The sequence below is a fragment of the Vibrio sp. 10N.261.51.F11 genome (assembly GCF_041471665.1).
Classification (GTDB): Bacteria; Pseudomonadota; Gammaproteobacteria; order Enterobacterales; family Vibrionaceae; genus Vibrio; species Vibrio crassostreae_C.
This window is the reverse complement of sequence record NZ_JBFROW010000010.1, coordinates 60,458-78,535: the sequence shown is the minus strand read 5'-3', so window position 1 is coordinate 78,535 and position 18,078 is coordinate 60,458. Positions and strand designations below refer to the sequence as shown.

Sequence of the window (18,078 nt, the reverse complement as noted above, 5' to 3'; positions counted from 1 at the left end):
TGCTTTAATTCGTATCATTAAGCCTCTAGAGGTGATCACAAGTCGTTGTCACCTATCTCTTTTGTATTGTTTTCGAGGTTTACATGGCAAGACTGCCCCTGTATCGCAAAATAGCTGACGCCATTCGAGAAAAAATCAGCAGTAAGATTTACAAGGTAGGTGAGGCGCTGCCAACAGAAGCTCAACTGTGCGAAGAGTTTTCTGCCAGCCGAGTAACCGTTCGTCAGGCGCTTAAACTTCTGATCGAAAATGAAGAGCTAGAGAGCATTCAGGGTAGTGGCACCTACGTTAAAGAGAATAAGGTTAACTACGATATCTACCAACAAAGTAGCTTTGCGGAAAAATGGGCTCATTTAGGTGGGATAACTCATAGCGATGTAATTGCCTTTGAAATTCAATCTGCCTCGTTAACACTAGCAGAGCACTTAGACATCAACGAAGGCGCTCGAATTTTTTACGTAAAACGCGTTCGTTTTGTCGATGACAACCCAATCACCGTTGAAGAGACATGGATGCCAGTCGACATGTTCCCGGATCTAACCTATCAAGTGATGCAAGGCTCGAAATACGATTATATCGAGAAGCAGAAAAAACTGGTGATAGATAGAAGTGAGCAGGAAATCGTGCCCATCCTCCCGGCTAACGATGTTGCTGAGTTGCTAGGCATCAGTCCTGCCGACCCGATCATTGAGAAGCGCACTCGCAGCTACCTACACGATGACACTGTATTCGAATATAGTCGCAACTACTTTAAATCCAGTGACTATAAGTTCACTCTAGTCGCAAAAAGACGGAAATCTCCCCGTTAACCTGTGGACGTTTTGAGTAAACTTGTAGAATGTTCGAATCGACTATTCAGATTACTATTTATAGGACAAACTTTCTTTAACAAGATAGCTATGAGTAAAAACACTAACGTGATGTATGGAATCCACTCCCTCCTTAGCAATCTAGACTTAGGAGTGTGAGAAAAAACCGAGGGTTCCAATATGTTGACTAAAAATGTTATCGCTATCGACTTAGCAAAAAATGTTCTTCAAGCCTGCCATATCAGCATTCATGGTGAGCTAATGTCCAATAAACCTCTGAGTCGCCAGAAGATGAAAGAGTTCTTGGCAAAGGCTAAGCCTTCGATTGTCGCCATGGAAGGTTGTTGCGGTTGCCATTACTGGGGGCAATTAGCAGAAAAACTTGGGCATGAAGTCCGAATCATTAACCCTAAGAAGGTGAAAGGATACCTAGAAGGTCATAAAACGGATCATAATGATGCTCTCGCCATCGCTAACGCCGCTATACAAATTGGTATCAAGTACAGTCGTCCAAAGTCATTGGAACAACAAGCTATGCATTCTTTAGAAACTAGCCGTAGATTCTTATCTCGTAGTGTTGTTTCCCTAGCTCTTCACATTAGAGGGACAATTTTGGGCTACGGGATAGCAAACCCTAGAGGTGAAAAAGGCTTAAAAGCGTCGGTTCAAACCGTGCTTGATGGCGATACACCAATACCCTCCAATGTCGTATCCGTTCTGTCGATGCTTTGGGAGCAATATAAAGAACTTAAAGCAAAACTCATCGCATTCGAAAAAGAGAAAAATGCTTTAACCCGTCAGATAGAGCCGTGCCAACGATTAATGGGCATTGAAGGGGTTGGTGAAACAACTGCTGCGATGCTCTATACAACTCTTGGTGATGGAAAGCAGTTCAAGAATGGAAGACAAGCTTCAGCATTTGTTGGTCTTACACCTAAACAGCACAGTTCAGGAGGCAAAGTTTTTATGATTGGGATCGATAAATGCGGTGGTGTGAAGGAGCTACGCTCGCTTCTTTATCTTGGCGCAATTTCATACGTTGGGCGACTACCCGAAAAACCGAAGACTCAGAAGGACGCTTGGTTGAGGAGCATCATAGATCGTATCGGCTTCAAGAAGGCCTGCATTGCACTGGCTAACAAAGTGGTACGTACTGCGTGGGCAATGCTTCGGTATGAGACTGAATATAAACCAGTATTACTCACTCATTAATCACTACCAAATTTTTAAATTTTACAAAATGATGATGCATAAAAGGTAAGACCAACCTACTGAGAACCTGGCCATTCTGTCATGCTGTAAAAAGCTGCTAGCGCGATAAGGACAGTAGGTGCGCAAAACATCAAAGGCTAGAGGGTAGCTCCTTCAATAAGAAGCCGAATATACGACCGCATCTTAACTTTTATTGCCAAAATCACTTTGTAAATACGTGGATTCCATATACGGAATGGGGCATAAATGAGCTATAGCTTCCCCTAAATTAACAATTCAGAGATAACTAAACGTATGGAAAGTCGCTTAACGTAGCATCCAGTATTGACGGTGCAGATCAGTTTAAAACTAGCTCATTTATCACCAGTGAGCATATCGAAAAAGGTCTGTCTCGATTCTGGCGTGTTGTCTCTATGAGTTTCGTATTTTACATGCGCGTTTGCATCAACTGCTTTTGATAGCTTGATGCTCCATAGTGCTTTCATTTGATTTGGTACAATTGAATATCGGACATCGATAATACGCAGCTCGTCTGTTGGGTCCTGAGCGATATAACCATTTGAAAACCAGCGGAAACGTTCTATGTCTTTGGCTTGTTGAGAGTCCGGGTCAAGCCAAGGTAAATCCCTGCTAACATTCAGCTTCGCAATCGACTCTCCGGGATACGTGCTTACCGATGTGCCAACCCGCACTGCGTCTACATGGTAATGAGCCTCTGTTTCGTACACCACTTTCCAAACCAAGATATTCGCAAAGCTTGGTTTTGCCTCTAATCGAATCGGTGTGTGTTGCCTTTCTTGCGCTAATTGCCACCCAATCGCCTCTGCCCTGTCTCGCTGAATCATCCCTAATGTTGGATAAATTAGCGCCCAAGTAAACGCAACACGCGCTAGCCAAGGCGCTCGTTTTAACGTCGCAAACACAAGCAACACTAGAATGGGAAGCGTATAAACAGGATCGATGATTGATATGGTATTCCAAGAAAAACGCGCGTTGGTGAAAGGCCAAAGTAACTGCGTGCCATAGGTGGTACAAGCGTCTAACAGTGCATGAGTACCATAGCCCAGAGCACAAAACAGCCAACTTTGTTTGAAAGAAAGCCCACGTTTTTTTGCAATCAGGTGATGCAGAACCAAAGCGCAGATCAAACTGCCAATGGGAATAAAGAAGAGTGAATGGGTAAGTTGTCGATGAAATTCCAAAGCCAACAAAGGGTCACTTTGAGACTTAATCAGTGCATCCAAATCTGGTGCTAACCCGGAGAGCAGCCCTAATACCCCAGCAACAACCAAATGTTGTTTTTTGCTGGCCGATTGTGACAAAGAAGCGCCTAACACGCCCTGCGTTAAAGGATCCATAAATCACTCATTGATAGCATTCCGTTGAATCAAACAAAATACATTTAGCTATAGCGGTGAACTGTTCATAACTAAACGGTTTTATCAATATACTCATGTACATAGCTGTATAAGCATAGACCGATAAACAAAAAAAGAGCAGTTATGAAACTGCCCTTTTCTAATTATTGGTGGTTGATCAATTTATTCGTTTTTGTTCTGTATATTCACACTTGAACGATCTTTTATTAACGAGCAACCATGCTTGCTGCGATAACCACCAGCAGTACTGAGAAGATTTTCTTAATCGTTGGAACCGGTAAATGGTTGGTGGCTTTTGCGCCTAACGGAGCCGTAAACCAAGACGTGCACACAATACCCAACAGCGCAGGCAGATAAACAAAGCCAGCAAAGCCATCTGATAGAGCAAAGTGGCTGCTGCCTGAACTGATGTAACCTATCGAGCCAAACAACGCGATCACAATGCCACAAGCCGAGGCACAACCGATGGCCTTTTTCATATCGACAGAGAAGAACGTTAATAGCGGAACCAGCAATGCTCCGCCACCAATACCTATCATGGCAGATAAGCCACCCGTAATGGTTGTCAGCACAGTGAGCACACCTTTGTTCGGCAGTTTTCGTTCCTTAGGCGCATCATTTTTGCTGCTTAAGAACATCTTGATCGCAATAAGAACCACACTCACAGCAAACACAATACGAACGACTTTTTCCGGTAACAACGCCGCCATAAAACCACTAACCGATGCACCCAGAGCAACACCGAGCATGATCCAAGGCGCCAGATCCCAAGGCACTTTGCCATTCTTGTGGTGAGCGAGTGCAGAAGATGTTGAAGTGAACAGTATCGATGCCAACGAGGTAGCAATCGCCGCGACAACAACTTGGTCGGATGGTAGAACTTCTAAATACAGTAAAATGCTGCTTAACACAGGAACAATGATCAGCCCTCCGCCAATACCTAACAAACCGGCTAGAAACCCAACACCACTGCCCAGTAACGCACAGTAACGCACAGTAGAAAATCAACAACAGCAATTCACTCATTTCATCCATCTCTTAATTAAATTAATCGTCTTAAATAACACACTATTAATGCGGTTATATTTCCATCAAGCTAATTAATATAACTGACACCGACTAAAATATTCAGACAGAATAGATCATGAATATTCCTCATGTTGAATGTGAAGTAATACCATTGTTAATGGTCAACCTATCAACGTATAAAAACCTTAAGCGATTAACTTTATACGACATTAATTCTACTAAGCATTAATTTCAGACAGCATAGCCTTCGATTCTTAATCCGGTCACAAGCAAAAAATAAAAGCCGTTTTAATACTAAAGACCGAGAGAATCAGAAAAAAAATTGGGATACCAAATCAGCATGAATAAAGAATTTAATTTTACGATTAAGAGCATTAGCCTCGACGAAAACTACCAGCCTGCAGACAGCACGCGTATCACTACCAACTTTGCTAACCTGGCTCGCGGTGACAGCCGTCAAGCGAACTTACGCAATGCACTACAAATGATCGATAACAGTTTCAACGCGTTAGCGCACTGGGATAACCCTAAGGGCGACCGCTACTCTGTTGAGCTTGAAATCATTTCTGTTGATATGGATATTGAAAGCAACGGCGAAGCATTCCCTTCAATTGAAGTGCTGAAAACCAATATTGTAGACCGTAAAACTAACGAGCGTATTGAAGGCATTATCGGAAATAACTTCTCTTCTTATGTTCGAGATTATGACTTTAGCGTACGTCTATTGGATCATAATAAAGGCCAAGATAAATTCAGCATTCCAGAAGATTTTGGTGACTTACACGGTAAGCTTTTTAAATATTTCGTTAACTCTGACGCTTACAAAAAGAACTTTAATAAACGACCTGTTATTTGCTTAAGCGTGTCAGATAATAAAACCTATTACCGCACTGAAAACCAACACCCAGTATTAGGTTTTGAATACCAACCGAATGAGTCTTCTTTAACTGAACAATATTTCAAAAAGATGGGCTTACAGGTTCGTTATTTCATGCCGCCTAACAGTGTTGCACCTTTGGCCTTCTATTTCTTTGGTGATCTGCTGAACGATTACTCTAACCTAGAGCTTATCAGCACCATCAGTACCATGGGTACGTTCCAGAAAATCTACCGACCTGAGATTTACAACGCGAACGCGGTTGCGGGTAACTGTTACCAACCAAACTTGAAAAACTTGGATCACTCGCTGACTCAAATCGTGTACGACCGTGAAGAACGAAGCCAGCTAGCTGTTGAACAAGGTAAATTCGCAGAAGAGAAGTTCATTAAGCCATACCAATCAGTTCTAGAGAACTGGTCGGCAAATTACGCACTTTAATCGTCTATTGCGCTCTCAAACCACCCAAGGATAGGCAATATTATTATGAAAACACTATTACCGACTTCAACAGCGGGCAGCTTGCCGAAACCGTCTTGGCTTGCACAACCAGAGACGCTTTGGTCGCCATGGAAACTTCAAGGCGATGAACTCACAGACGGCAAACAAGATGCGCTGCGTGTCTCTCTGCACGAGCAACAGCAAGCAGGCATTGATATTGTGAGTGACGGCGAACAAACACGTCAACACTTTGTAACGACCTTCATTGAACACCTGAATGGCGTTGATTTTGAAAAGCGTGAAACCGTTAAAATCCGCGACCGTTACGATGCGAGTGTACCGACGGTTGTAGGCCCAGTTTCTCGTCAGAAATCTGTGTTTGTTGAAGATGCGAAGTTCTTACGTCAGCAAACCGACCAACCGATCAAATGGGCTCTGCCGGGGCCTATGACCATGATTGATACACTTTACGATGCGCATTACCAAAGCCGTGAAAAACTGGCGTGGGAATTTGCAAAGATCCTCAACGAAGAAGCCAAAGAACTTGAAGCGGCAGGCGTGGATATTATTCAGTTCGATGAACCTGCGTTTAACGTGTTTTTTGATGAAGTGAACAATTGGGGCATCGCTTGTTTGGAAAGAGCCATTGAAGGGCTTAAGTGCGAAACAGCAGTCCATATTTGTTATGGCTACGGCATTAAAGCGAATACGGATTGGAAAAAGACATTAGGCACCGAGTGGCGCCAATACGAAGAAGTCTTCCCTAAGCTGCAGCAATCGAATATCGACATTATCTCTTTAGAGTGTCACAACTCTCATGTACCTCTTGAGCTGCTTGAGCTCGTACGAGGCAAGAAAGTAATGGTCGGTGCGATTGATGTTGCAACCGATTCGATTGAAACACCGGAAGAAGTGGCTAGCACTCTACGTGAAACACTTAAGTACGTTGATGCCGACAAGCTCTACCCTTGCACCAACTGCGGCATGGCTCCCCTACCTCGCGAGATAGCCTCAGCGAAGCTTAATGCGCTAAGTGCTGGCGCAGAGATCGTTCGTAAAGAGCTTTCAGCGTAACGCTTTCCTAAAGAACAAAAACTATGCCTTTAAGCCTAAGTATCATATTGATGCTTAGGCTTTTTGTTATGTGAGTTAATGAGCTTTACGCGCTGCTTACCAGGTTTTATCTAGGTCTTGAGCATATAAAGAGATCGCTCGTTGGTACTCTTTAATCGCATCGCTATTCGTCGTGGAAACTAAAAGCTCAAGTAACAGCGATGTCGCTTCTTTATGGCGACCTAGTTCGACACGCTAACATACGGCTCCATTCTTCTTTGCTCATTGCGCCTTTAGAAAGGTAAATATTGTGTTTCTGCATTGCACCTTTCGTGTATGAAAGCTTGATGAATGAGCCAATTTCAAACGGAAGAAAGCTACGCTGTAAAGTCACATCACAAGCAACGCCATTTAAACGTACATGACCGTTCGTGATTTCAAACGAGCTATCGCGAAGCTTCCACCACAACATTAGAATTTTTATTAATGGAGGAACACAAATTATCAGCCCTATGGTTAGCAGCGATGAACGATCACCATCTAATATCCAATAGGCAAGACCTAGTGCAATAACAATAAACAGCAACTCTGAAAATAAGTATTTAACAAAATTTAGTTGGATACGGTTATCCATGACACTCTCTCAATGATGACCCTAAAGGCAGCTCCATTTCAACGAGCCCTTTCACTTCAGACAACTGAGTAAAACCTTTTGATTGATAAAGCTTAATGGCGGGGTTCTCACTGAACACGCGCAACACTAACTGAGCCGATGCTTGATTGTTCGCATGTTCAATAGCCAAATCGAGACACTTAGAGCCAAAACCTTGACCTTGACAGTCAGCTAATATCTGCAAGTCCCTAAGAAACGTTGTACCACTAGCGTAACTGAAGCGAACAACACCAATACGGCGATCCCCCACATAAATTTCATAGTTATCCAGCTCATCCCAGCTGCGTAAAAACTGGCTATGACCCCAAGCGATTCCACGAGCTTGATAGTAACTCGCCATATTCGTTTTGGTGATCGATTCAGCGAACTTAGGCTCTGAACCTTTGACCAACCTTACATCCATATTGTGTCCTTTGTTTTCAAATCACATCTGAATACGGCATAGCAAAATGCCGTATATGTTGAATCATTTTTAGGTACATACTGGTTTCACTTCCTTCCATTGTGTATCCCATTCTTCGCCTAACAAATTAGAAAGTTTTTCACAGTCGTATAGATAGCGAAGACTATCTTTACAGTACGCAGTAAGCATTTCAGTTAACTGACCAGACGCTTTTTCGTTGTCTTTGAGTTTTCCGTACATCATCAAACCAGTCCTAAAGGTGTCTTGATCGAGGTCAGACGCTTGCTTCGATAACATCCCAAAGGAAATAGCGTTAATAGACAGGGCTAATGCAATCGCATCGCCTTCATCTCCCTCTAATTCACAAGCACTATAACGAGCTAACAAGTTCGATGTTTTAATTAATGGGGCAAGGTCTTTTGTATTTGCATATTTATAGGTTTCAAAACCTTGCCGCACCGCAGCTTTATGACTGTCTTCAATGCTCACAACATAGTCTGTCAAAACATGTAAGCTCGCATATGCACCTAGCCCGAAAGCCACAATGAACACGGCGATTAATCTGATCACTTATCTCTCCTAAAAGAACCTTGTGCTGGTTAATTTTAAACGGCGTCTTGTAGTAACAACCCTACTTGCCATCGACCTTTTCTAGAAACCAACTTCCTTGGCACGGCCCATTGGTTAAGTGCCATCGGCCGTCAAATCTACTGCCACTGCCACGTGCGGAAAAACGATAATCCCATTGGCGATGTTTAGCATATAAACGTAAGTCGCCGTTTTCCGTCACCCAACCCTCTAACGGTGTTCCATTGTAGGTAAGCCTTAGAGTAGCCTTACCCTCACGAATAGTTCCGGTGATGGTTGTGCGTTCACACATATTATTGCCAGTGGTGTTAATACGGCGGCCTAGCCACTCACCGTCGAAATCGATAGAAGGAACAAATTGGGGACTATCAGGAAGTTTAGGAAACGACTCGGAATTACTGGACCCGAACCACTGAAGCTCACGACCAACAAGGAAGAAGACAACAAAGCCGATTGATATCGCTATCACAAATCCCTTTTTCATTAGCCTCTTCCTAATCCGCTGACCTTAAGAAAAGAACCCTAACATAATGAAAAGTAATAACTTACCATCAGTTTAATTAACTTTGATATATTCCACAAATTGCATTCAAATGTTGAATATAGAGAAAGCGGCATCGTACAAAATACCGCGCATTGAGAATCAATTATGAGCAGTGCCGGAAGCTCTGCACAGAAAACCCCTAACCTTCCAAGGCATTGCGCCAATACTGAACGGTTTTATCCGACACCAACCCTGTCTCGGTCGCCGCTGATACTAAAAAGTCACATAACCGAGCCGCAACCTCTTCATTACCCAACAAGTACAAACTGCGAATGGCTCGCGTTAACCTTAGCTGGTTATGGTCATGATTCTTTAACCATACGTGATTAGCCGGGCTAAGTGGTAACGATGAAGATATTTCACTCCCGTTTCGCTGCATACCCCAAAACTCAAGCATCAGGTCAAGCGCTTGTAGATGAGCTGTGCGGAGCGCTTCTGAATTAGCAAAAAGCACCTTATCTTCTTGAGTAACCAACGGGGCATGTTGATTAAACTTAGTCCCCTCATCTATTGGGAAGAACACTTGAATGTACTTATGGTCATGCTCCAACCAAAAATGATTGTAAGCCAATAACTGTTCTATATTTCGACCAAATTTGTCCGGCGCTTCACCAGATATAAAGCGAGCAATCTCACTCATTTTAAAATCCTACTGACTATAAACCCCCACTTGTGGGCGAATGCATTATTACGCAGTAAGCCGTCAAAAGCCTAGTCCTTTACGTTGTAAGTACCGATTTGGCTTAGAACTCCACGTCCCACGCGTTAGGAATCACTTTTGAATAATTTCGACTTACTTTTCTAACAAACGACACGGGAACTCTGCGACACATTTTAGCTCTGCTGTATGTTCAGGGAATCGTTCCTGAAGAAAACACAATGCATCCGTTGGCGTTGGCGTAGCGTATGAGTTTTAGACTAAAGCCAGCAACCAGTGTGTTAATAACTGAGTACCAAAACCTGAACGACTAAAAGAGGTAGGTAAAATAAGCAGCGAAAGATTACATCTTTCAAAGAAAAACCCTTCAGAAAGCGTCCTTCGGTGCATAGAATTTCAAGCGACTTACACTAGTGAATAATGTAAGTCGCTAACATAAGAGGCTAACGCAAGCGTCTCAACACAACCTGCTGGTCGAGCTCATTCTGATAGTCCGTGTAATCAAGCCCTTGATCAAATATGTACTCAGTGACAAGAGTACGAATGCACTCAACCAATGTGCTTGCTTGCCAAGGCTTTTCAAAGTAACGGTCGATGCCTGCTGCATTAATCGCATTGATGGTATCAGTATGAGTGGCCTGCCCCGTAAGAAGAATTTTCTTGGTATTCGGAAAGCGACTGTCATGGAACACTTCAGTGAGTAACTCCACACCCGTTTTCCCTGGCATCACATGATCAGACACGATGACGGTAATGTGTTCGCCTTCTGCGTCAAGTTCATCAATGAGATCAAGCACTTCTTGCGCTGATTCACAATCTTCAATATTCAGCCAACTCGCCAGCGGCTCTAAATCTTGTATCACTGCGCTCAGTACTTCTCTCTGGTCATCGACACAGATTAAATTAAGCTTCTCCATGTTCACCCTCTATTGGTAACTTGATTCTAAATACCGTTTTAGAAGCATCACTTTTCACAATAATACTTCCGCCATAACCTGCCACAATCCGCTTAACTACTGATAAACCCAAGCCCAATCCAAACGATAAACCACCTTTTTTAGTGGTGAAGTTGGGCTGAAATACCTTTCTACGAGTCGCCTCGTCTATCTCAGGGCCGTTATTCGCGATCGTAACTAATATCCTTTTCTTACTTAATCTGGTTTGAATCTCTATTGCGGCATCGTCTGAATTCGACATTGCATCACAAGCATTCTTTATAATGTTGACCCAAATCTGAACGAGCTCTGTTTTCGAGCCTTTAAAAGACGGTAAATCCGCAGGGCTCAATCGCACAGACACTCTACGTAACTCACTTTGTAGCAACGATAAGGCATGGTTAATGGAGTCGTTAATATCAACCGCTTCTTCGGTGTCGATATCAACTCTGCCAAGTTGTTTAACCGATTTTACGATGCCGACGGTGTGTCTAGATGCCAAACGCAAATCATGTAAATCACAGCCCATCTGCCAAAAACGAATCGCTTCTTCTGGTTTTTTCAGCCAATGCTTTGAAATAACGTCTGTTGCAGATAAAGCATCAATTGGAATCGCCTTTGCAAGAGAGCGAGCAATGTTTTTGTCTAAACCATATTTTCTTTCAAATTGTCGCCCACGTGTTCGTGCTTCTGACGACGACGTTTTCTGACCATGCATTAACCCAAAATCGAAAAATTGACTGGCTTCTGGATGCACTTCTTCAAGCAGATCCATGATGACCGTTTCAAGTCGACCAGATTTACTATTTACGACACCAATAGCGTTGTTAAGCTCATGAGCAATCCCTGCAGCCAATTGACCCAAGGTCGTCATTTGCTCAGCAGTATGTAACTTCTCTAGCGCTTTTTGTTTCGCTATCGCTTCTTGTGTTGCGCGGCGTTGACGACGCGACAACTCATTGACAATTACAGGTGTGAACTGTGCGGTAAGAGGACCAAATTTACGTTCATCTTCTGCAGGCGTGTCTTTATCGATCCACGCTAACTCAACACCGGTTTTAGCAACAACCGTTGAAGATGCTGTCCAATTACCTGAAAAGAAGCTATGAACGCCTATAAAAGCCCCACTACCCGCGCTAAATACTCGCACTTGCGGTGTATTCGCATCGGTATAAAACCCTTCCAGTTCTCCACTAAACACATAATATAAACGAGTGTTTAACGCTGATTGTTCAATAATGGTGTTACCGGCACAGCACGTCACCCGACGTTCTGTTTGGTTAAAATAGCGCTCGATCAGTGCTTCTAGCTTTTGTTGATACACGTATCGTTATCCTATGTGACCAATTGAATGTAGCACCCACACCATAACAAAACTCAGTAACACACCAACCACACCCAAAATAATACCGATTCTGGCCATTTGATTACTTTGCACATGACCAGTGGCATGAGCCAACGCATTCGGTGGCGTACTGATTGGCAGCGACATACCTAATGAAGCGGCAAAAGTCACAACCAAAATTAACGTTAGCTCACCGCCTAGTGGCGTGAGTGAAGCCATAGACGAACCTAATGCCGCCATAATTGGCATTAACAAGTTAGCCGTTGCGGTATGAGACATAAAGTTTGCCATTACCAAACACAAGAACGCCGCTCCGAACAACACCACATAGGGTGAGTAGCTATCAAACGGAATACTGTGTACCACGAGCTTTGCTAAGCCAGTTTTATCGAGCGCTAAACCAAGCGCAATACCACCTGATACAAGCCACAATACGTCCCAAGAAATTTTCTTCAGGTCTTCTTTATTGATGATCCCTGTGAGTGAGAACACAGCGACAGGAATCAGAGCGACGGTGTAAGAGTTCATGCCATGGCTTGAACCCATTAACCAAAGAATGATGGTCAGCGCAAAAGTGACGTACACCGCAATGGCTTTAGGCGTTTTAAGGAATTTACCTTTGATGCTTAGCTCGATTTTCTTTTGGTCAGCTTTGTACATAAAGCCTATTAAAAACCACGCTAACGCCATCATAATCACAACAAACGGCACACCAAATGCCATCCATTCACCGAACGTAATGAGGTTATCGCCAACTAAATATTTAAGTGCGATAGCGTTCGGAGGGGTACCGATCGGAGTACCAATGCCACCGATGTTAGCGGCAACCGGGATACAAAGTGCAAACGCTACACGACCGGGGTCTTTCGGACCAAACACAGCCAGTACCGGCGTTAAAATAGAGAGCATCATTGCCGTTGTTGCCGTGTTAGACATAAACATCGAAAAGATACCAGTGATCAACATTAAGCCGAGCATCACAAACTTTGGGTCTTGTCCAAATGGCTTCAACAACACGCGAGCTAAGTTTACGTCTAATCGATATTTAGTGGCGGCCATTGCTAAGAAGAAACCACCCAAAAACAGCATGATGATTGGGCTAGCGAATGTCGCCATGATATCGCTGTATTTTAACAGCTCACCAAAATGTTCCTCCCCATGCTCAAACCTTAAAAAGATCAGCCCTTTATCCGACAACATCAATAATTGCAGAACGATAATAACAACAGACGTCGCGTAGATCGGGATGGGCTCGAACACCCAGCACAATGCCGCTAATAAAAAGATCGCGATAACGCGTTGTTGAATAATCGTAAGGCCTTCAAATGGAAACGCTGATAGCGGCATTACGAGGATAATGAAAGGAATTAAAATAGGGATAATGTATTTAATATAGGGGCGCATAGCACAAAAACTCTTCCTGAGATAACAACTACTTAGAAATTAGATTTAAAGTTCTAATTTAGATCCGACAACGAATTATCGACCTCTTATCACTATCTCACTATCGGCTAGATCAATGATTACGTAATCGCGATATCCCCTTTTTCGATTTTGTGCGCTACCTCTACGTTTGTATGTCATTTATTGTTGCAATTAAATTCAGGAGAGTGGTTTCTGCGTTTCTAGTCATAATCCGTTCCGGTTATTCTAGGTACTGTCAGAACAGATCAGTCGCTTAAGTCATGTCCATAAATTGAGGACCGCTTCTGAGTAACCTCTCAAATATATGAGTTAGACTTACTCGGATTGTGCGTGGTTTTGCATTTCCTTTTGCCGTAAGTTTATTTTCAAGCTCGCTTAGTAGAGCATGGAAGAAATAATAAAAAGATATCTATTCTCCCCCGAAAACAGTTCTACACAACACAACTTTCGACCGGCTAATAACATGACTATTGTTACATCTAAAAAACGTCCTACCGTTGGCATTGTGCTGCCTATGCTCAGTGGCTTCTACATGGGCGAGCTAAATGCAACCCTTAGAAGGCTTGCGAAAAACCATAAAGTCAATCTGATCTTCATCCGCTCGGGTGAGCGAAGAGATTTTAAACTTCCTATATATTTTAATCATCTCGATGCCCTTGTGGTCGTTCTCCATGCAGCGACAGTAAAGTTGATCGAAGAAGCTATAAACGCAAACATTCCAGTCATTTCTATTGGAGCAAGCTATGCGCCGCTGCCCGTTGAGCAGTATTATAGTGTGCAAAGCGATGGTGTCACTAAGCTCTATGAATGGTTACAAAGTCAAGGACACGAAGAAATCGGCTTTTGTGGCGATCTCACTGTTAATGATATCAGGTCTCGCTTCAAAGCGTATCAACGTACGGTGATTGATCATAAAGGCTCATTCAACCAACGCCATTTCTTCCGCGTGTCGAATTGTTCTCTATCTGGGGGACGAGAAGCCGCAATAGAATTTATACAGCGTAAATCCAAATGCACTGCGGTTATCTGCGCAACTGACCACAATGCTGTAGGTATGATGGAGCAACTGTCTCACAGCAATATCTCGGTACCTGACGATGTCGCCATCGTAGGCATTGATAATATTTTCGTCGGTCAACAATTCAATCCCAAGTTAACAACAGTAGACCAACAGCTTGAGCTTCTAGCGACGCAAGTATTTCACCGCGTGTTGGAACGTATTTCTGGGAAGCCTTTTAATAATGCCAATAATAGTGTCCCGCAAAAGCTCATCGTTCATCAGTCTTGCGGTAACACAAACCCAGATCTCGAACATAAAGAAGATATCAACTCAACTCGCCAAATCCTCTTAAATGTGCAAGGGCGTTCTCCCGCTGAGATATTCGAAAATTTCTATTCACAAGCACAAGGAGGTTTTGACTCAATTAGAGATGCTCAAAGCCTTTACGGAAACAATCTTGACTGGGCCTGTCTCGCTGAGTGTAATTCGGAGCAATACACTATTAGGAAATGGGTAGAAAAAGGCATGACTCAGCCAACTACCCTACCGCAACAAACAGATATTCAAGACGATATTCGCAATTTCCCATTTTTCGAACGCTATGATCATTTCGTTGCTTCCATTCTTCCTATCAACTCAGGGCAAGAAGATCACTGGAAGCTCGTCGCTGTTGTTGATTCATTGCAAGATCACCAAGATATCGGTACACAATCGGTATTCAACAATTATTTAGATATGCTCGCACTGTTCATCGAGCGCGACGAGCTTATCAATACAAGTAACAATCGTCAGAAGAACTCCCAACAGTTGTTGCAACAGCTCAAAGTAGTATCTAACAGCTCAAACGATGGTATCTGGGATTGGGACTTACTAACCAATACTCTTGTCTGGAACAGTCGGTTAACCAAAATGATTGGCTGTCAAGATACCTTTTCTGATCGTAAGTTAGGATGTGACCATCTGTTCCAATATATACACTCAGAAGACTTAGAACTTCTCGAATCCGCCATTCATAACCACTTAAACGAAGAAGTACCGTTCAAATGTGAATTCAGGATGAAGACGCAACATCGCGGATATATCTGGGTTCATGCCAATGGCTCAGCGGTTCATAATGCAGAAGGGCAGGCTGTGCGCTTCATTGGCTCAATGACGGATGTAACTCAAGAGCGAGAAGATGCGGAAAAGATTCAACACATGGCGTATTATGATGCGCTTACTGGCATCGCTAATCGCCGGAAAATAATGGAAAGCATCGCGCAACACATTGTGAATCGACCTAACCAAAAACGCGCGGTCATGTTGATGGATCTTAACCGTTTTAAGATTATCAACGACTCTTTTGGTCATCACGTCGGTGATGCACTTCTTTGCCACGTGACCAAACATATTCAGAACGTGCTATCAAGTGAACACCTTGTCGCACGTTTGGGAGGTGACGAATTCTTGTTTTTGTGTAATGTCAGTTCCGAAGCAGACATCAACGCACTCGCCACGCAGATTTTAAATGCCGTTCAAAACCCATTGATCGTTGATGATATTGAGATTATCAGCCAAGGAAGCCTAGGCATCGCTATGTATCCTTATGATGGAGTAAGTGCCGAAGAATTAATTAAGCAGGCCGACATTGCCATGTATCAAGCTAAAAAGCTGGGAGGACAAAGCTATCTCAACTTTCAAAGGTCAATGGCAAAAGAGACGGAAAACATAATCGAAATAGAGCACCAACTCAGTCGTGCCATCGCTCAACAAGAAATAAAGGTGCACTACCAACCTCAATATTGTGGGCAAGATGAAAAGATTACTGCTGTTGAAGCACTAGCAAGATGGGAATCTCCAACATTGGGGGATGTCCCTCCTGACCAGTTTATCGAGGTTGCTGAATCAGCTGGCCTAATCAGCAAGCTTGGTGAATGTATCATTCATCGAGTTTGTAAGGATGTTGAAGGATCTGAATGGCTACAAACCATGAGCCATATTTCCATTAATATCAGTGCAAAACAGCTGATACAGCCTCACTTCGCTCAAGAAATCATTCGAACTATTCGCCAATACCAGCTTCCTTTGACGTTATTCTGTATTGAGATAACCGAGTCAGCAGCAATTGTCGATTACGAGTTATGCATAAACTCACTTAAAGAACTACACGATGTAGGAATTTCTATCTCTCTTGACGATTTTGGCACGGGATTCTCTTCTCTATCTCTACTAAAGCAACTTCCACTAAGTGAAGTAAAGATCGACCGTTCATTTATCTCTGACATAACTCAAGGGCAGACCAACTTAGACTTCGTCAACACTATGATCATGATGGGTAAAAGCTTGGGCTATCGTGTTGTAGCTGAAGGGGTGGAAACTGCTGATCATAACCAACGCCTAAACGGACTGGGGATAGATCTGCTGCAAGGTTATTACTTCAGTAAACCTCGACCATTAAGTGAACTGGAATCAGAAGTGGCTATCAAATTGACTAGAGCTTAACCGTGGCACAACGGCATTATTTAAAAGTAATGCCATTCTTATTCACGCTTTGCGTTAACTTTACTGCCTATTGGCAGGTTAACGGAATAAAAATGAGCGTAAACAGTAGATGACATAAAGGTCGTTTAGAACCACAGATAGACCTCGTTGAGATGCCTTATCTGGACTACGACAAACAGACGTACTACCCCAATCAGACAGTTATCTTCTGGCCTCGCTACCGCTGGGGCGCAGGCGGGAATGCTGTCGCATCGTTTGCACCAGTCACTATTTCGCCAACAGAGTAAGTCGTTTCTTATTGAGTTAGGGCTTAATCGCTAGGCCCTAACTCTTCATTATCGAAGGTAAGTAAAACACAAGAGACCTACTCAGAACCTAATTACTGGGAGTAATCAAACACAATGATGTCTTCTAAAAGCGGACGAAACACATCTTTCAGCGCATCATGCTCAGGGTGCGGAAGGTAATTCTGACGGCCTTCTTCATCGGCGAACGTCATTAACACCGAGTGGGTATAACCTTGATTCTTGTTTTCAGGGCTGTCATTTAATCCCCATTCTACTGAAGTGACCCCTTCAACCTTGTTTGGCATCGCTTCAAACAACATCTTTAGTTTTTGAACCTCTGAAGCCTCAGCGTTTTCTTTAAACTTAATCAGTAGAATATGACGAATCATTCCCGTTTCTTTTTGAGTCATTCCTAGTCCTTTCGAGCGTTCGCTTACTGGTTTGTAATGCTTAACCAACACCTAATAGCGATCTAAATTAGAGAACAACAAAATGCCACACGTTACACAACATGCCAAGGCTAGATCGCTAGAGTTTATAAAATACTCCACAACCCAATAACGAAAAATGCTGCACCCGAGGGCCCAGCATTTCTCATGACAATGGTAAGCACATCTTTAACGTTAATCACGACGACCTGTAAGCTGGATCGTTTGGTCTTGATCAACGTTCTTTTGGAATTTTATTCCGCCATTAGCGGCGTCATTTCTTCCTTCAAGCACTGGATCAGATTCAACACGCTCAGCCTTTACTTGATTACCTTCGCTTCTCGTCATATCGAGAGTACTCGCATAAGTACCGTCAGCCGCGAAAGCCGTGTTCATAGATAAAGCCATCAATCCAAGTGCGATTAACTTGTTCATACATCACCTCGTTGTATTTCTAATTCTTTGTTCGTTTGGTATCTGTGTTTTTGTTGGAGTAACTTTAACAATCGAA

At 43.1% G+C, this 18,078-nt stretch carries 16 protein-coding genes and 2 pseudogenes; 6 read left to right on the top strand and 12 right to left on the bottom strand.

Annotated elements, in window-relative coordinates; translation table 11 throughout:
- Nucleotides 1–83: 83 nt before the first annotated feature.
- Together AB4351_RS04670 and AB4351_RS04665 are read left to right on the top strand one after the other, a co-directional pair.
- A complete protein-coding gene (locus AB4351_RS04670; RefSeq protein WP_102321452.1) occupies nt 84–809 on the top strand; it encodes a GntR family transcriptional regulator in 726 nt (241 codons plus the stop codon).
- Between the two features lie 180 nt (nt 810–989).
- Nucleotides 990–2,021, top strand: a complete 1,032-nt coding sequence (locus AB4351_RS04665; RefSeq protein WP_372125202.1) for an IS110 family transposase — start codon at nt 990–992, stop codon at nt 2,019–2,021.
- A 353-nt stretch (nt 2,022–2,374) separates the two neighbouring features.
- Here AB4351_RS04665 and AB4351_RS04660 read toward each other — a convergent pair whose 3' ends face one another.
- Both AB4351_RS04660 and AB4351_RS04655 read right to left on the bottom strand, forming a co-directional pair.
- Nucleotides 2,375–3,379, bottom strand: coding sequence for a metal-dependent hydrolase (locus tag AB4351_RS04660; RefSeq protein WP_372125201.1), 1,005 nt, complete (start codon nt 3,377–3,379; stop codon nt 2,375–2,377).
- 227 nt (nt 3,380–3,606) lie between these two features.
- Nucleotides 3,607–4,426: pseudogene (locus AB4351_RS04655) on the bottom strand (sulfite exporter TauE/SafE family protein).
- A 343-nt stretch (nt 4,427–4,769) separates the two neighbouring features.
- Here AB4351_RS04655 and AB4351_RS04650 point away from each other — a divergent pair.
- Nucleotides 4,770–5,747 carry a DUF1852 domain-containing protein gene (locus AB4351_RS04650; protein WP_017064213.1) on the top strand — a complete coding sequence of 326 codons (978 nt, stop codon included), beginning with the start codon at nt 4,770–4,772 and terminating at the stop codon, nt 5,745–5,747.
- 45 nt (nt 5,748–5,792) lie between these two features.
- Nucleotides 5,793–6,821 (top strand): methionine synthase, encoded by a 1,029-nt coding sequence (locus tag AB4351_RS04645; RefSeq protein WP_017062410.1) that lies wholly within the window; start codon nt 5,793–5,795, stop codon nt 6,819–6,821.
- A 211-nt stretch (nt 6,822–7,032) separates the two neighbouring features.
- On the opposite strand, the gene AB4351_RS04640 is transcribed toward AB4351_RS04645, so the two are convergent.
- From AB4351_RS04640 to AB4351_RS04605, 8 genes are all read right to left on the bottom strand, one after another.
- Nucleotides 7,033–7,434, bottom strand: coding sequence for a hypothetical protein (locus AB4351_RS04640; RefSeq protein ID WP_017070653.1), 402 nt, complete (start codon nt 7,432–7,434; stop codon nt 7,033–7,035).
- Nucleotides 7,427–7,876: a GNAT family N-acetyltransferase gene (locus AB4351_RS04635; protein WP_372125199.1), complete on the bottom strand. Its 450-nt coding sequence runs from the start codon at nt 7,874–7,876 to the stop codon at nt 7,427–7,429. Before AB4351_RS04635 ends, AB4351_RS04640 begins: the two co-directional genes overlap by 8 nt.
- A 69-nt stretch (nt 7,877–7,945) precedes the next feature.
- Nucleotides 7,946–8,446 carry a hypothetical protein gene (locus AB4351_RS04630; protein WP_372125197.1) on the bottom strand — a complete coding sequence of 167 codons (501 nt, stop codon included), beginning with the start codon at nt 8,444–8,446 and terminating at the stop codon, nt 7,946–7,948.
- Between the two features lie 61 nt (nt 8,447–8,507).
- Nucleotides 8,508–8,948: a hypothetical protein gene (locus AB4351_RS04625; RefSeq protein ID WP_017062406.1), complete on the bottom strand. Its 441-nt coding sequence runs from the start codon at nt 8,946–8,948 to the stop codon at nt 8,508–8,510.
- A gap of 199 nt (nt 8,949–9,147) precedes the next feature.
- Nucleotides 9,148–9,648, bottom strand: coding sequence for an opioid growth factor receptor-related protein (locus tag AB4351_RS04620; protein ID WP_372125196.1), 501 nt, complete (start codon nt 9,646–9,648; stop codon nt 9,148–9,150).
- A 461-nt stretch (nt 9,649–10,109) separates the two neighbouring features.
- Complete coding sequence (locus AB4351_RS04615; protein WP_017070648.1) at nt 10,110–10,583, bottom strand: response regulator; 474 nt, start codon at nt 10,581–10,583, stop codon at nt 10,110–10,112.
- Nucleotides 10,570–11,925, bottom strand: a complete 1,356-nt coding sequence (locus AB4351_RS04610) for an ATP-binding protein (RefSeq protein WP_372125194.1) — start codon at nt 11,923–11,925, stop codon at nt 10,570–10,572. The genes AB4351_RS04615 and AB4351_RS04610 overlap by 14 nt, the downstream gene beginning before the upstream one ends.
- 6 nt (nt 11,926–11,931) lie before the next feature.
- On the bottom strand, nt 11,932–13,350 hold the full coding sequence (locus tag AB4351_RS04605) for a DASS family sodium-coupled anion symporter (protein ID WP_102332139.1): 1,419 nt from the start codon (nt 13,348–13,350) through the stop codon (nt 11,932–11,934).
- A gap of 484 nt (nt 13,351–13,834) precedes the next feature.
- Here AB4351_RS04605 and AB4351_RS04600 point away from each other — a divergent pair, with 484 nt between their 5' ends.
- On the top strand, nt 13,835–16,852 hold the full coding sequence (locus AB4351_RS04600; RefSeq protein WP_017069971.1) for an EAL domain-containing protein: 3,018 nt from the start codon (nt 13,835–13,837) through the stop codon (nt 16,850–16,852).
- A gap of 122 nt (nt 16,853–16,974) precedes the next feature.
- A pseudogene (locus AB4351_RS04595) lies at nt 16,975–17,085 on the top strand (DUF3103 family protein); the annotation flags it as partial.
- A gap of 146 nt (nt 17,086–17,231) precedes the next feature.
- Here the strand turns inward: AB4351_RS04595 and AB4351_RS04590 are convergent.
- Nucleotides 17,232–17,549, bottom strand: coding sequence for a Dabb family protein (locus AB4351_RS04590; RefSeq protein ID WP_372125192.1), 318 nt, complete (start codon nt 17,547–17,549; stop codon nt 17,232–17,234).
- A 213-nt stretch (nt 17,550–17,762) separates the two neighbouring features.
- A complete protein-coding gene (locus AB4351_RS04585; RefSeq protein ID WP_017070645.1) occupies nt 17,763–18,002 on the bottom strand; it encodes a hypothetical protein in 240 nt (79 codons plus the stop codon).
- Between the last annotated feature and the right edge of the window lie 76 nt (nt 18,003–18,078).

Bases quoted from the DNA above. Each gene is read 5' to 3' on its own strand.
- AB4351_RS04665 (WP_372125202.1), top strand. From the start codon at position 990: ATGTTGACTAAAAATGTTATCGCTATCGACTTAGCAAAAAATGTTCTT.
- AB4351_RS04600 (WP_017069971.1), top strand. From the start codon at position 13,835: ATGACTATTGTTACATCTAAAAAACGTCCTACCGTTGGCATTGTGCTG.
- AB4351_RS04585 (WP_017070645.1), bottom strand. From the start codon at position 18,002: ATGAACAAGTTAATCGCACTTGGATTGATGGCTTTATCTATGAACACG.
- AB4351_RS04645 (WP_017062410.1), top strand. From the start codon at position 5,793: ATGAAAACACTATTACCGACTTCAACAGCGGGCAGCTTGCCGAAACCG.
- AB4351_RS04615 (WP_017070648.1), bottom strand. From the start codon at position 10,583: ATGGAGAAGCTTAATTTAATCTGTGTCGATGACCAGAGAGAAGTACTG.
- AB4351_RS04640 (WP_017070653.1), bottom strand. From the start codon at position 7,434: ATGGATAACCGTATCCAACTAAATTTTGTTAAATACTTATTTTCAGAG.
- AB4351_RS04620 (WP_372125196.1), bottom strand. From the start codon at position 9,648: ATGAGTGAGATTGCTCGCTTTATATCTGGTGAAGCGCCGGACAAATTT.
- AB4351_RS04605 (WP_102332139.1), bottom strand. From the start codon at position 13,350: ATGCGCCCCTATATTAAATACATTATCCCTATTTTAATTCCTTTCATT.
- AB4351_RS04660 (WP_372125201.1), bottom strand. From the start codon at position 3,379: ATGGATCCTTTAACGCAGGGCGTGTTAGGCGCTTCTTTGTCACAATCG.
- AB4351_RS04650 (WP_017064213.1), top strand. From the start codon at position 4,770: ATGAATAAAGAATTTAATTTTACGATTAAGAGCATTAGCCTCGACGAA.
- AB4351_RS04590 (WP_372125192.1), bottom strand. From the start codon at position 17,549: ATGACTCAAAAAGAAACGGGAATGATTCGTCATATTCTACTGATTAAG.
- AB4351_RS04625 (WP_017062406.1), bottom strand. From the start codon at position 8,948: ATGAAAAAGGGATTTGTGATAGCGATATCAATCGGCTTTGTTGTCTTC.
- AB4351_RS04635 (WP_372125199.1), bottom strand. From the start codon at position 7,876: ATGGATGTAAGGTTGGTCAAAGGTTCAGAGCCTAAGTTCGCTGAATCG.
- AB4351_RS04670 (WP_102321452.1), top strand. From the start codon at position 84: ATGGCAAGACTGCCCCTGTATCGCAAAATAGCTGACGCCATTCGAGAA.